Origin of the sequence: Pseudomonas fluorescens (assembly GCF_018614655.1) — a bacterium.
Classification (GTDB): Bacteria; Pseudomonadota; Gammaproteobacteria; order Pseudomonadales; family Pseudomonadaceae; genus Aquipseudomonas; species Aquipseudomonas fluorescens_BX.
Window position 1 is genome coordinate 111,715 of the sequence record NZ_JAGGOG010000005.1, and the last position, 13,198, is coordinate 124,912.

Consider the following 13,198-nt stretch of genomic DNA (forward strand, 5'->3'; position numbering starts at 1 on the left):
CGCTCCCACATTTTGATCTCCATGGGTCTTCAGCCTTTGGCTTCGCTGATAATCTGCCGAATCGCACCGACAAAGGCTTCTGGCGGCTGACCACCGCTGACCGCGTACTGGTCGTTGAAGACAATGGTCGGCACCGAGCTTACGCCACGGGAGACCCACAACTGTTCTTGCTCGCGAACTTCGGCGGCGTATTCATTGGAAGCCAGAATTTCTTCTGCCTGCTTGCGATCAAGGCCGACACTTTCAGCAATCGTCGCCAGGGTGGCGTGATCGGAAGGGTTCTGCTGATCGGTGAAGTACGCCTTGAACAGCGCCTCCTTGAGGTTGTACTGCAAGCCTTCAAGCCCGGCCCAATGCAGCAGGCGGTGAGCGTCGAAGGTGTTGTAGATGCGGCTTTGGCCATCGGTGCGAAAAGCGAAGCCGACCTCGGCACCCCGGTCGCGAATCATCGCCCGGTTGGCCTGGGACTGTTCGGCCGTGGAGCCGTACTTTTCAGTGATGTGCTCGGTGATGTTCTGCCCTTCGGCAGGCATGTCGGGGTTCAGCTCAAAGGGCTGGAAGTGGATCTCGGCCTGCACCTCGGGGCCCAACTGGTCCAGGGCTTCGGTCAGGCCGCGCAGGCCGATGATGCACCAGGGGCAGGACACGTCGCTGACGAAATCGATTTTCAGGGAAGTACTCATTTAGGCAACCTCGCAGGCTAAACAGGCCAGAAAGTTCGCACCATACACCCCATATCTCTGAGAAAAGAACCCCCCGGGGTGTTTACAAAACGTTGGGGCGAGCCAGCGGGTCGATCTGCGCCCAATGCGCCGTGTCTTGCCGATGGGCTTGCAGATACGGCAACACCGCCGCCAGCAATGGCGCCTTGAACGCTTCCTGGAATCGGTGAGCCAGGCCCGGAATCAGCCGTAACTGGCTGCCCTGGATGTGCGCCGCCAGGTGCACGCCGTGCATCACCGGCAGCAACGGGTCGGCGGTGCCGTGGACCACCAGGGTTGGCACTCGCAATTGATTGAGCAACGGTACCCGACTGGGCTCGGCAAGGATCGCCATGATCTGGCGCTTCACGCCGTCGGGGTTGAAGGCACGGTCATAGGACAGCGCCGCCTGATGCAAGAGCATCTGGCGATCGTCCTTCACCTCAGGGCTGCCCAGGGCCGCGAGCAGGTCGGCCTGTTGCTCCAACGCCACCTCGCGATTGGGCGCGCTGCGTCGCGACAACAATTGCACCAGTGCCGCACTCGGCGCCGGCAGGCCTTCGGCGCCGGAGCTGGTCATGATCAGGGTCAGGCTTTCCACCCGCTGGGGCGCCATGGCCGCCAGATGTTGGGCAATCATCCCGCCCATGCTCGCGCCCAACACGTGAAACTGCTGGATTTGCAGCGCATCCATCAGCCCCAAGGCATCGTCGGCCATGTCGGTCAGGGTGTAGGGCGCCGCCACCGGCAAACCTAACTTGTAGCGCAGCACTTCAAACGTCAGGTTGGCGCTGGCCGGCGCCTGGCGCCAAGTAGACAAGCCCACATCACGGTTGTCATAACGAATCACCCGAAAGCCTTGCTGACACAGCGCGACCACAACTTCGTCGGGCCAGTGAATCAGTTGCCCGCCCAGGCCCATCACCAGCAGCAACGCCGGGTCCGAGGCGCGACCAATACTTTGGTAAGCCAGGCTGACTTGTGGCAGGTCGACCCGTTGGGTCGGGACATTGGCATCGCATCGAGAAGTCGCAAAGGACGGCAGGCCGAACAACAGCGCGGCCAGAAATAACACTACACGCATGGAAAACACCGAAACGCAGAACCCCAGTAGAGCGCGAGTCTGATGAAGTTTGTTCAAGCGCGCTGCCACAGTTGCGTGACAGTTTGATGAAGGGCGCCCAACGGTCATTGGGGTTAATGCCGGGCTTGGCTGTCGACAGCGACGACAACATGAGACAAACTCACCCTATTCGTCTTTATCACAAATTGTATTCATGGAGTGCCCGTGCTCGAAATTCGTCACCTCAAGACCCTGCACGCCCTGCGCGAAGCCGACAGCCTGGTGGAAGCCGCCGAACGGCTGCACCTCACCCAGTCTGCGCTCTCCCACCAGTTCAAGGAACTTGAGGAGCGCTTGGGCATGCAGCTGTTTGTGCGCAAGACCAAGCCCTTACGCTTCACCAGCGCCGGCCTGCGCCTGCTGCAACTGGCAGATGCCACCCTGCCCTTGCTGCGCGGCGCCGAACGAGACATCGCACGCCTGGCCGGTGGCACCGCCGGGCGCTTGCACATGGCCATTGAGTGCCACAGTTGCTTCCAATGGCTGATGCCGACCATCGATCAGTTCCGCGATGCCTGGCCGGAAGTCGAACTGGACCTGGCCTCCGGGTTTGCCTTCGCTCCGCTACCGGCCCTGGCCCGTGGCGACCTGGACCTGGTGGTGACCTCTGATCCACTGGAGCTGGCGGGCATCACCTATGTACCGCTGTTCACCTACGAAGCGATGCTGGCAGTGGCCAACCAGCACCCGCTGGCGAACAAGCCCTATATCGTGCCCGACGACTTGCTCAACGAAACCTTGATCACCTACCCCGTGGAGCGCGACCGCCTGGACATCTTCACCCGCTTCCTGGAGCCGGCCGACGTGGAGCCCGCCCAGGTACGCACCTCGGAACTGACGGTGATGATGATGCAGTTGGTGGCCAGCGGCCGTGGCGTGTGTGGCATGCCACATTGGGCGCTGCATGAATACAGCTCGCGGGGTTATGTGAAGGCCAAGCGGCTGGGGGAGAAAGGCCTATTTGCCACGCTGTATGCGGGGATTCGCGCCGATATGCTGGACGCCCCGTACATGCGCGACTTCTTGCTGACGGCCAAGGACACGTCGTTTTCAACATTGGACGGGGTCAGCGCCGTTCGCTGAAGCCCACCCTGTAGCCGCTGGCGCAGCCTGCGATCCAGGCCGAAGGACTGGCGGCTCTGAAGAAAAAGGTCCTGCGGACCTTATCGCAGGCTGCGCCAGCGGCTACAGGGGTCGTGTGTTGGCAGACCCTCGTGTCACGAATGGTTCATGCGCTGCGACGCTGCTCAAGCATCAGCCGAACGGCCAAGGCTGCCAGGACAAACCCCATGAAATAGCGCTGCACCGAGAGCCAACTTGGGTTGTTGATAAACCAGCCGGCAATAGTAGCGGCGAAGAGCGAGATCAGCAGGTTCACCATGAAGCTCACGCTGATCTGGGTCATGCCAAGCATCAGGCTCTGGGTAAACACCGAACCGTGCTCCGGGGTGATGAACTGCGGGAACACCGAAAGGTAGAAAACGGCGATTTTCGGGTTCAGGGCACTGGTGAGAAAGCCCATCAGCACCAGCTTGCGCGAGGAGTCCGGCGGCAGTTGCTGGGCCTCGAACGGCGAGCGTGCCCCCGGTTTGACGGCTTGCCAGGCCAACCACAACAGGTACAGGGCGCCGGCCCATTTCAATGCTTCATAAGCCATCGGCACCGCAAGAAACACCGCCGTCAAACCTGCGGCGGCGGCGAACAGGTGGACGAAGAATCCCGCCACCACGCCCAGCAGCGAAGTAACCCCGGCCTTGCGGCCCTGGCAGATCGAACGGGAGATCAGGTAGATCATGTTCGGCCCGGGTGTGAGCACCAACAGCAGGGAAGCTGCAGCGAAAATCAGCAGGTCTTGGGTCGGAATCACGGTTCAATCCTTTGAGCCTGTGGGGGTCAGGCAGTGGCCAGAGATGAGCGATAAAACGGCAGAATCAGGTCCCGTGTCAACGGCGCCAGCACCAAGTCGCCGTCACCGGCAGGATCGATCCAGCACACCTCTTCAATCTCGGCAGCGGGCGTCACCGGCACGTCGATATTGACCTGGAACAACTCGGCCTCCACGACAAACCCCGGCTCGTTGGCGGCAGGCGCCGAGAACTTGCCGAGGTAGATGGCTGCAGCCGGGTCGACGTGCAGCCCCAACTCTTCGTGCAGCTCCCGGACCAAGGCCTCGGCTGGCTGCTCGCCAGCGTCGATCTTGCCGCCCGGCTGCATGAAGGCCTGGGTGCCGCGCTTGCGTACCAGCAGGGTTTGGCCATCGCTGCCGATCAACAGGGCAGCGGCGATGTGGATAGTTCCGGACATGAAGTAAACGCCTCTGAGTAAAGGCGGCAAGGATCACATGCGCGTCAGCGGCAGGCAACCGAATCGCCCTGAACTGTGCGAAGCGCCAGCGTGGATACGCGACCAGCGTCGTTTTTTTTATCCGCCATACATGCACCGCAACACCCATTACTGCCAGCCATAGACTCAGAACACATAGTCAATCGGGCGCGCCGCATCCTGAGTGCGTTGCGCCTCATTCATACGGGTTCCAACATGCATATTTCATTGCTCCCCTCCCAAGACCAACAAGGTGACGCCCCTGAACAGATCCAGGTCGCCACTGTGGCAGCCCATCCCTTGCAGCCCGTGACGCTGCCTGTGATACCGCCTGCACAGCTATCGATCGACGAACAGCAAGCGCACCTTATTCGCGAGCTCGGCAATCTTAATGCCCAAACCGACGATCTGATGCACGAACAGCCGAGCCTGGAGGCTGTATACCAGCAGAAATTGGCCGCGACATTTCCCGATTTACCCCGACCCATCAACCCAAATAGCATCTTTTACAGTCGTTACCGCGAGGACAGCGAGGGGCAACGACAACTTCTGTCTTGCGAACTTCTGGGGTCGCTATTGAACAAGGTGCGGGCTCCTGGTGGGGGCGCATACCTGACAGAGACCGGCGCCTTCTACCGGGAACGCAACACACTGGAGGCGGACAAAAGCGTCTCTGCAATCGGTTCGCCGGCGACAATCGCCAGCGCGCTGGAAATAGCCTTCACGATGAGCCTGAATGGATTCTGGGGGGCTCGCGAGGACGAACAACCCAACACTGAAGAGCAGTTGCTCGCTCTGCGCCGACAGGTCCTTGCCCATCAGTTGGCATTGCGCACGGTCGACGGCACGCTGTCGACCGGCGGGCGGACGCTGGCAGATAACCTACTGAAATATCCGGACGCAACCGCGCGGGAAAAGGCGTTCGCCGCCGGCAACAGGCCTGGGGTATATCGGCTGACATTGGAGGACGGCAGTGAATTCGCCGGCGCATTTATCCTGAGTGCCAGAGATGGAACGCCGCCAGCGGGCAACGTGATGCTGTACAGCCCGGGCGAGGGATTTGAGGAATATGAAAACCTCAGTCGCTTGAATGAAACAGTAGCGGCACGCGTACGTGACAACGGATCAGCAGGCAAGCTGCTGGCCGGTAGCCTGCCTGCAGCGGCTCGTACTCAATTGTCCCGCCTGCCCGTGCTGGCAACGCGGCCACCCAAGATAGAAGCCGATGTGATTGCAGACAGCGTCCGCTCACTGCGGATCCGGCAACACTTCCGTATCCGCGAGGCCCTGCGCGGGGAAACATTGCCGGTAACAGGCGAACTCGATCTGGCTGCTGATCTGACGCCGCAACTGGATGCCTGCGCGGCCCTGGCGGCTCGCAACCTACGCTTGGTGGAGCCGCACGAACCCGACTGGCTGATAGCTGCCAGCCCGGTAGATCAGGCTCGATACAGGCAACTGGAAAAAGCGATGATTGACAGCAACGAGGTGCTCATCCCTGTGCTTGAGAAGATCTCGACACTGAAATCGTTTTCAGAAAACGAAACCCACAAGGTACTGAAAGTACAAAAACCAGCGTATGCCGATGTGGATATTGCCCCCTATGACAGCCTGGTACATCTGCGCCTGATCGACACCAACACATTCGAGGTGAAGGGGTATCGCGACGAGGAAACCGCAACGGTCTATATCTGCGAGGACCCAAAGATCGACATCCCGCAGTTTCTGGAGAACCCATCATTGAAACGAGGCTCCTGGAAGACCAAGGACGTCGTGGATTTGCGGACCCTGGGAAGTTACGCCCGGCGTAACGTCGACCCTTGGTCCGCCCATGAGGTACACAGAACAATCACCGCTACCGCCGACATTATCGACACCTCGGGAGAAAAGAGGGGCCGGCTCGGTAATGCGGATTTACGTGCGCTCGCCCAGTTGGCCAATATTGCCGAAAAATATGACGCGTATCTTAGGTCAGCCTTCTCGCCGAGCGGCGAGGGGCGGATTTTTGCCACCGCCTGGCAACGTGCCCACGCAGCGAAAATGAACAAGGATGCCCTTGAGAGCCGCCTGAATCCCGCAGCCTACCGTCTATTTATATTCAAGACGCCCGGCAGCGGATTTGATTGGATAAAGGCCATAACGGAGCACCCCGATTCGGCAAGCCGCCCCCAGGTCAGCGGATTCGATATCGAGGGCAATCAGTTGGTGATGGGCAGCTCGCGGGAAGGGGGTCAGGGTGGACAGGCCATCAATGGCGTCGCGGTCATTCAGCGAAAAGGCACCGGAGCTGGCGGGGTCAGCGTCCTGTATACCCCGGACGCACCAGATAGCATGCCATTCAGGGAACTGGTCGAAGGGCTGGCGGGACTGGACACACTGAAGGCAAAGCCTGAATGGCAGGCCTACTTCACCCAACGGATGGCCACTAACGATGCACAGGAGCTTGCGCGGATCTTCAGCGATACACGCGGTACGCATCGTTATGCGTTAACGCCGATAAGCGGCAATTTCCACGCGTATCTGTATTCAATGCAACTTGGCTTTCAACTCGCGCATGCGGATTACCGCTCACGGAGCAACCAGGAAATTTCACGGGAATCGGCAGTGAATGCCTTTATGCTCGGCGCTGATGTCACCGATTTGCTGATGGACCTGGTGCCGGCCAAGACAGCGCTGTCGTTTTTGCGTCGGGGAATCATTAGAACGCTACACAGAGCGCAAAAGCTGGGACACCGGATCCCTGGGCTTGTCAATAAAGTCAGCGGGGGCCGGCAAGCCAGCATCGAGATCGGAAAGGCGTCGATCCGGCCGTTGGAGCCGACGTGGGTCAATGTCGCGGAGTATCGGTTGCCCAAGCAGATTGACTCGCTCTTTGACGTGGAGACGTTTGCACAGACGAATACTTACAAGTGGTCACGCAGTACGGGAAGCGCCCCCTATTTTATCGACAGCCGAAATAACCAATTTGTCGCGATGAGGGATGAAGGGGGACGCTATTACCTGTACTCGTCCTATATGAAGGACAGCGCACGTTATATAAAAGACCCCGCGGGGAGCAAAGTGGACTTTATCGTCGTGCCGGGAGACGCAAAAAGCTGGAAGCCCCGCTTCGAGAGAACTGTAACAGGCGGAGGGTTAATCTGGAGTACCCTGCGCCCTCTCACGGATGTACAGCAAATAGATAATGATCTGATCGCAGCGCTTCGCATCTATTCAACAGAAGCGGAAATGCCATACTTCGTAGAAACAATCAAAGAATTCAGTGACCCCAAAAAAAAACAACTACTTGATAACGCACGACAACGGCTGGGGGGCGATGTAGATGAAACTGCATTTCGTCGTATGGTAGCCGGCCAACGGGGTTTAAGCCAAAGCGCGAAAACCAAATTACGTGATGCACTGTTGACGCTACGATCTGACACGGATATTTTCACCCACATTAACAGATCAACCAGTTCTCTGACCCCACCACTCTCCCCCTCAAATAAATAACAACTTTATAGAAAAATAAAAAGAATAATTGGGAGAAATGATGACTTTTCAAAACACATCAGATCATCAATTAAAGTTCTAGACCCTGAAACAGGAGCGCAATTTGTAGGTTACGCCATTACGCCCAAGCAGTTGAGCAACCTGAACCGATTTGATCAAAAATACAAACTTTCAACTTGGGCGACCGACAGCCTTAATGACTTTCTAGACGAAAAGGGACGACGACAAATCCTCAGCAACATAGCAGCCGATAAAAAAATCACACCGCAAGAGGCACTGGAACAGCTTGTATCGTCGCCCATAATACAAGAAGCATTAAAAACGTTTAAAACAGAAAAATTCATAGAAAAGCTACGAAAACTCGGCGTAGATTCCTTTTCGGGGGATCTGAAAAAATCCGGTGTGCCTTATATCGCACTGTCCCATGGCAAACAAACAAGCGTCGACCCTGGCGTAAAAATGGTCGACAGCGTAGCCGTCGCTGAGTTTGAAAAAAACATCCCCCAATTCTCAACACCTTTAGAGTTCCCCAAACCACGAGCTCAAACCCACAGAGTTGATAAGCCTTCACTTACACCCAGCACTTCTGTTCCCCAAAGACCACCAGCCACGCGAGATCCAGCAATTAACATCGTGAAACTGGATGAGCTGGCAGAAACCCAAGTCCCCCTCCTACCCGACAATGCCAGAGCCAAAATCGAGGAGATTATTCAGGATATTCAAGCAGGTCGTGTTACCCGAAAAAAAATAGGCAAATACACCTATGTTGATTTACCGCAAGTAGAAGTTGGTACTGGACGTGGTCGATGGCGAGTAGCTTTTGAGAAAAGCGGAAAAGAGGATGAGAAAGATATCTTCATACTCAGGGGGATCATTGATTATCACGGTAACAAGCAAATAGCCTGGGGAATATAGGAGGTAACAAGTTGGGGCTTTATCTTCAGGTGCCCCTGCACGGCACAGGAAAGCGAACGCCGCCTCGCCGGGACCCGACCGTTGCAGGCAGCTAAGCGAGAAGCGGCGCCTCATCGGGCTCTTTGATAAACACGCTGAACTTGGCCCCTTCCATCGCCTCGAAGGCAATCAACTTATCCACCCAGCACCTTGCCGGCGTTGAGCAGCAACATGCCGTTGTCGGCGTTGAGGTTGCGGGCCAACACCATGCCTTCGACCAGTTCGCGGGGGCTGGCTTCATCCAGACCATGGGTGTTGCACCAGGTGCGTACCCGTTCGATGGTCTGCCGGTTGGTTTGCTTGCTGCGAGGCAGGCGCAGGTTGGCCAGCAGCGAGAACACTTCAAGGCCCGTCGCATAACGGTGTTTGAGTTCTTCGTAGGCCAGATCGAGCATATCGGCGGTTTGCTGCAACTCACTGGTACGTGACGCCACGTGCTTTTCCAGGGAGGCGTTCAGATGCTTGAGCTCGTCGTTCTGTTGGCGAATCAGTTGTTTCAGTCGCAGACGCTCACGCTCTGAATGTTGGTGGCCAGGGATTGGCGCAGCGCCAGCAGCAACTCTTCGTCCTTCCAGGGTTTGCTGAGGTAACGGTAGATCTGCCCTTCGTTGATCGCCTTGATGATCAGGGTCAGGTCGGTCTCACTGGTTAAAGGTAACAGCCTCCTGGCAATTACCCAGTAGTTAGTCAGTTTTTGTCGAAATGACGGCCTTGTGATACCAGTCCGTCAACCGAGCATAAAAAGCCGCCTCACTGAATGAAGCGGCCCTGAGGTGAAGCGTTTGCTGATCACGCCTCGACGTTTTTCGGGCTCGAACCAAACGATGCAAAACGCTTGTTGAACCCGGCAATCCGGCCTTCGGACTGGGTCTTGCGTTGCTGTCCGGTGTACACCGGGTGCGAAGCGCTGGACACGTCGAGGGCGACGTAAGGGTAAGTGTTGCCATCACTGTGTTTGTGGGTACGGTCACTGTCGACGGTGGAGCCGATCAGGAAGAACACATCGGCGGCGGTGTCGTGGAACAGCACGGTGCGGTAGTCGGGATGGATACCAGATTTCATAATGCCTCCGGGGCGTCTGGGTGATTTAAACTTGTTATAGAGTAACATAAACATCACACCCAAACGAGAACCGATTGCAATAAGAATAGAACCATCGGTACTGGTTACGCTAACTCAACCATTCGCTCACGTGCGCCAACGCATCCTTGACAGACTCCGGCGTGGCTTCGTTCTTGATCATCGTTTCTGCATACCCCTTGACCATTGCCTTGACGTCACCACTGGCTGCGCCCGCCATGGCCTTGTCAAAACCGTCCGCGCGGGTCTTTTCAATCCCGGCCTCCACGCCCGATTTAACGCCTCCAAGAGTGCCCTCTGCGTTTCCAACACCTTGCAATATGTTGCTCAATCCGGGGACGAACCACAGCGACTGACCCGCCTGGCTGGCAAACCCCTGCAGGTTGCCCTTGTTGGTACCGTTGGGCCTTACATAAGGGTCCCCTGTACCGTCCAGCCGGTGGTCGTCCCTCAAGGCGGTATAACCTTGCTCCGTGAAGTCTTTCCACATACCGGCAGGGGTGCCATGCCGGGCGTCGCCACTGCTGGTAATCCCTTCAAGATCCCCGTTGTTATGCGCCTTGCCACGGTGCTCACCTGAAGCCGATAACGAGGTATCAATGTAATTGAGCACCTTGGCAGCGTTGAACGCAGCGTCAGCTCTGGCGTCCGGGTCTTTGTTTTCCGCGCTCCAGTCACCTAACCGGCTATACGCCTGCTCACGATTGATGTCTTTTTGATGCCCAAGATTCTTGAGGATGGGATTGTCATTAATGATCTGCTCGGCACTGCGTTTGTCCCCAGGTGGACGCCCCGTAGCGAAGTCCGGCTTGAGCCTGACATCCTGCTCCGGCTTATCAATACCCTTCATCAATTGAAGGGCCCTCACGACTTGCTCTGATGGTACGGCAGGCCTCTCAATAACCCCGGACGGGCTTTGCGGCACTGACCCTGTAGAAGAAACAGCAATAGATAACGCCATACACGACTTACTCACTGACGTATTAATCGAGACGTCCTGTTGACCGTTGCGTCCTTGCGTATCAGCCCCACAAAGGCCTGGCCATAAGTGGCATCGCTGAGCTGAACAGTTCCTCGACCCGCTTCGGTGCGTCGCAGGGCGCTCAATCCTTGTCCGCTGTTTCAGTACTGGCGCAGAATGCGTGACCGACCTGATGAGTCCGAACCCAAGGAAACCGTATGAGCCTGTCCTTGCTAAGCCGTTACGCCTTCTTTGCCGTGTGCGTTATTTTCACCCTTGCCAGCCTCCCCTTTGTTGAACATGAATGGCTGTGGCCCATCACGGTGGTCACGGGGATCCTCAGCCTGATCGGCATTTTCGACCTGATGCAAAGCCCTCACGCGGTACGCCGCAACTATCCGATCCTGGGCAATATCCGTTACCTGGTGGAAGGCATCCGTCCGGAGATCCGCCAGTACTTGCTGGAATCCGACAGCGACGCCCTGCCCTTCTCCCGGGCCCAGCGCTCGCTGGTCTACTCCCGGGCCAAGAATGAAAGCGCCGACAAACCGTTTGGCACCCTGATCGACGTGTACCAATCCGGTTTCGAATTTATCGGCCACTCCATGCGCCCTGCGCCATTGAGCGACCCCAGCGCCTTTCGCGTGATGGTCGGCGGCCCGCAGTGCACACAACCGTATTCAGCCTCGGTGTTCAACATCTCGGCCATGAGTTTCGGCTCCTTGAGTGCCAACGCCATCCGCGCCCTGAACCAAGGCGCCAAGCTCGGCAACTTCGCCCATGACACCGGCGAAGGCAGTATCAGCCCCTATCACCGGGAAAACGGCGGCGACCTGACCTGGGAACTGGGCAGCGGCTACTTCGGCTGCCGCACCAGCGATGGCCGTTTCGACCCGGAACGCTTCGCCGTACAAGCGCAGAACCCGCAAGTGCGAATGATTGAAATCAAGATGAGCCAGGGCGCCAAGCCCGGCCACGGCGGGATCCTGCCCAAGCACAAGGTGACCAAGGAAATCGCCGAGACCCGAGGCATCATGATGGGCGAGGACTGTATCTCGCCATCGCGCCACAGCGCATTTTCCACGCCCATCGAACTGATGCAGTTCATCGCCCAGTTACGTGAACTGTCCGGCGGCAAACCCGTCGGCTTCAAGTTCTGCCTGGGTCATCCATGGGAATTCATGGGCATCGCCAAGGCCATGCTGGAAACCGGAATCCTGCCGGATTTTATCGTGGTCGACGGCAAGGAAGGCGGCACCGGCGCCGCCCCCGTGGAGTTCACCGACCACATCGGCGTGCCCCTGCGTGAAGGCCTGCTGTTCGTCCACAACACCCTGGTGGGCCTGAACCTGCGGGACAAGATCAAGCTCGGCGCCAGCGGCAAGATCGTTAGCGCCTTTGACATCGCCAGCGTGCTGGCCATCGGCGCCGACTGGGCCAACGCGGCCCGGGGCTTCATGTTTGCCATCGGCTGCATCCAGTCGCAAAGCTGCCACACCAACAAATGCCCGACCGGCGTCGCCACCCAGGACCCATTGCGTCAGCGCGCGCTGGTGGTACCGGACAAAGCCCAGCGGGTGTTCAACTTCCACCGCAACACGCTCAAGGCCCTGGCGGAAATGCTCGCGGCCGCAGGTCTTGATCATCCATCACAGTTGTCGGCCAAGCACTTGGTACGACGCATGTCCGCCACCGAGATCAAACTGTTCTCGCAGTTGCATGTGTTCCTCAAACCCGGTGAATTGCTCACCGGCGAAGTGAACGGCGAATTCTATTCGCGGATGTGGCAGATGGCACGGGCCGACAGTTTTGAGCCGCATGAAGAAGCAGCCGCTTAACCCCCATTGCGGCGCCGGGCACGGCGCCGCTCAAAGGATTGAACTCATGTTGAAAGTGATCGCCGAAGACTTCATCAAACCCGAACACCTGGACACCGTGCGTCCGTGGTATGCCGAACTGGTGGAGAAAACCCGTCAGGAACCGCTGTGCATCGCCTACGATTTGTTCATCGACCAGAAAGACCCAGGGCACTTTATCTTCATCGAGCAATGGCCCGATCAGGCCGCGCTGGACACGCATTGCCAAACCGAGCACTTCACCCGGCTGGTTCCACAGATCAACGCGCATCAGGCCAAGCCGTGCCGGGTATTGCTGATGGATGCATTCTGAACACCACTCTTTGCTGAATCGGACCACCGACGGCATTTTTGAACCAAGGAGATTCACCATGCCGTTACACGACTTCACCTCGCTCGCCGAGCAACTGCCCGACAGCTGGAAATCAACACACGTCGGCCAGGTCGGTCCGGCGCGGATCAAGGTCCTGCGTATGAACGAACAGGCCTACGAAGAAGAAACCCACGACTACAACGAAGGGCTACTGGTCATTAACGGCCACCTGCGTTTGTCCATTGGCGAAGAGGAAGTCAATGTGAGTGCCGGCCAGATGTATTTGGTAGACGCCGGTATCGCCCACGGTGTCCTGGCCGGCAGCCACGGTACATTGGTGATCATCGATGTCTAGCCAGGCAGGATGAGACATTCAGTAATACCCACGCTTTGCAA

Annotated in this window: 12 protein-coding genes and 1 pseudogene; 6 read left to right on the plus strand and 7 right to left on the minus strand. The window is 57.7% G+C overall.

The window, feature by feature from the left end:
• Nucleotides 1-29 precede the first annotated feature (29 nt).
• Together J7E41_RS08295 and J7E41_RS08300 are read right to left on the minus strand one after the other, a co-directional pair.
• Nucleotides 30-683, minus strand: coding sequence for a DsbA family oxidoreductase (locus J7E41_RS08295; protein ID WP_214991616.1), 654 nt, complete (start codon nucleotides 681-683; stop codon nucleotides 30-32).
• An 82-nt stretch (nucleotides 684-765) separates the two neighbouring features.
• Nucleotides 766-1,785, minus strand: a complete 1,020-nt coding sequence (locus tag J7E41_RS08300) for an alpha/beta fold hydrolase (protein ID WP_214991618.1) — start codon at nucleotides 1,783-1,785, stop codon at nucleotides 766-768.
• Nucleotides 1,786-1,989: 204 nt separating this feature from the next.
• Between J7E41_RS08300 and metR the strand changes: the two genes are divergently transcribed.
• The gene (gene metR, locus J7E41_RS08305; RefSeq protein WP_214991620.1) at nucleotides 1,990-2,907 is read left to right on the plus strand and encodes a transcriptional regulator MetR; all 918 of its coding nucleotides are present in this window, start codon (nucleotides 1,990-1,992) and stop codon (nucleotides 2,905-2,907) included.
• Nucleotides 2,908-3,052: 145 nt separating this feature from the next.
• On the opposite strand, the gene J7E41_RS08310 is transcribed toward metR, so the two are convergent.
• Both J7E41_RS08310 and J7E41_RS08315 read right to left on the minus strand, forming a co-directional pair.
• On the minus strand, nucleotides 3,053-3,691 hold the full coding sequence (locus J7E41_RS08310; protein ID WP_214991622.1) for a LysE family translocator: 639 nt from the start codon (nucleotides 3,689-3,691) through the stop codon (nucleotides 3,053-3,055).
• Nucleotides 3,692-3,717: 26 nt separating this feature from the next.
• Nucleotides 3,718-4,128, minus strand: a complete 411-nt coding sequence (locus tag J7E41_RS08315) for an NUDIX hydrolase (protein ID WP_214991624.1) — start codon at nucleotides 4,126-4,128, stop codon at nucleotides 3,718-3,720.
• 234 nt (nucleotides 4,129-4,362) lie between these two features.
• On the opposite strand from J7E41_RS08315, the gene J7E41_RS08320 reads away from it, so the two are divergent.
• Nucleotides 4,363-7,638, plus strand: coding sequence for a hypothetical protein (locus J7E41_RS08320; RefSeq protein WP_214991626.1), 3,276 nt, complete (start codon nucleotides 4,363-4,365; stop codon nucleotides 7,636-7,638).
• A 132-nt stretch (nucleotides 7,639-7,770) separates the two neighbouring features.
• On the plus strand, nucleotides 7,771-8,553 hold the full coding sequence (locus J7E41_RS08325) for a hypothetical protein (RefSeq protein ID WP_214991628.1): 783 nt from the start codon (nucleotides 7,771-7,773) through the stop codon (nucleotides 8,551-8,553).
• 91 nt (nucleotides 8,554-8,644) lie between these two features.
• Here the strand turns inward: J7E41_RS08325 and J7E41_RS08330 are convergent.
• The 3 genes and pseudogenes from J7E41_RS08330 to J7E41_RS08340 all read right to left on the minus strand — a co-directional run.
• Nucleotides 8,645-9,244 (minus strand): annotated as a pseudogene (locus J7E41_RS08330) (hypothetical protein); the annotation flags it as partial.
• 137 nt (nucleotides 9,245-9,381) lie between these two features.
• Nucleotides 9,382-9,654: a type B 50S ribosomal protein L31 gene (locus J7E41_RS08335; protein ID WP_214991630.1), complete on the minus strand. Its 273-nt coding sequence runs from the start codon at nucleotides 9,652-9,654 to the stop codon at nucleotides 9,382-9,384.
• 109 nt (nucleotides 9,655-9,763) lie between these two features.
• The gene (locus J7E41_RS08340; RefSeq protein WP_251029391.1) at nucleotides 9,764-10,522 is read right to left on the minus strand and encodes a hypothetical protein; all 759 of its coding nucleotides are present in this window, start codon (nucleotides 10,520-10,522) and stop codon (nucleotides 9,764-9,766) included.
• Nucleotides 10,523-10,851: 329 nt separating this feature from the next.
• Here J7E41_RS08340 and J7E41_RS08345 point away from each other — a divergent pair, with 329 nt between their 5' ends.
• From J7E41_RS08345 to J7E41_RS08355, 3 genes are read left to right on the plus strand one after another with little or no spacing between them, the layout of a single operon-like run.
• Nucleotides 10,852-12,471 (plus strand): FMN-binding glutamate synthase family protein, encoded by a 1,620-nt coding sequence (locus J7E41_RS08345; RefSeq protein WP_214991633.1) that lies wholly within the window; start codon nucleotides 10,852-10,854, stop codon nucleotides 12,469-12,471.
• A gap of 46 nt (nucleotides 12,472-12,517) precedes the next feature.
• Nucleotides 12,518-12,802, plus strand: a complete 285-nt coding sequence (locus J7E41_RS08350) for a putative quinol monooxygenase (protein WP_214991635.1) — start codon at nucleotides 12,518-12,520, stop codon at nucleotides 12,800-12,802.
• Nucleotides 12,803-12,860: 58 nt separating this feature from the next.
• Nucleotides 12,861-13,157 carry a cupin domain-containing protein gene (locus J7E41_RS08355; protein ID WP_214991637.1) on the plus strand — a complete coding sequence of 99 codons (297 nt, stop codon included), beginning with the start codon at nucleotides 12,861-12,863 and terminating at the stop codon, nucleotides 13,155-13,157.
• Nucleotides 13,158-13,198: the final 41 nt, after the last annotated feature.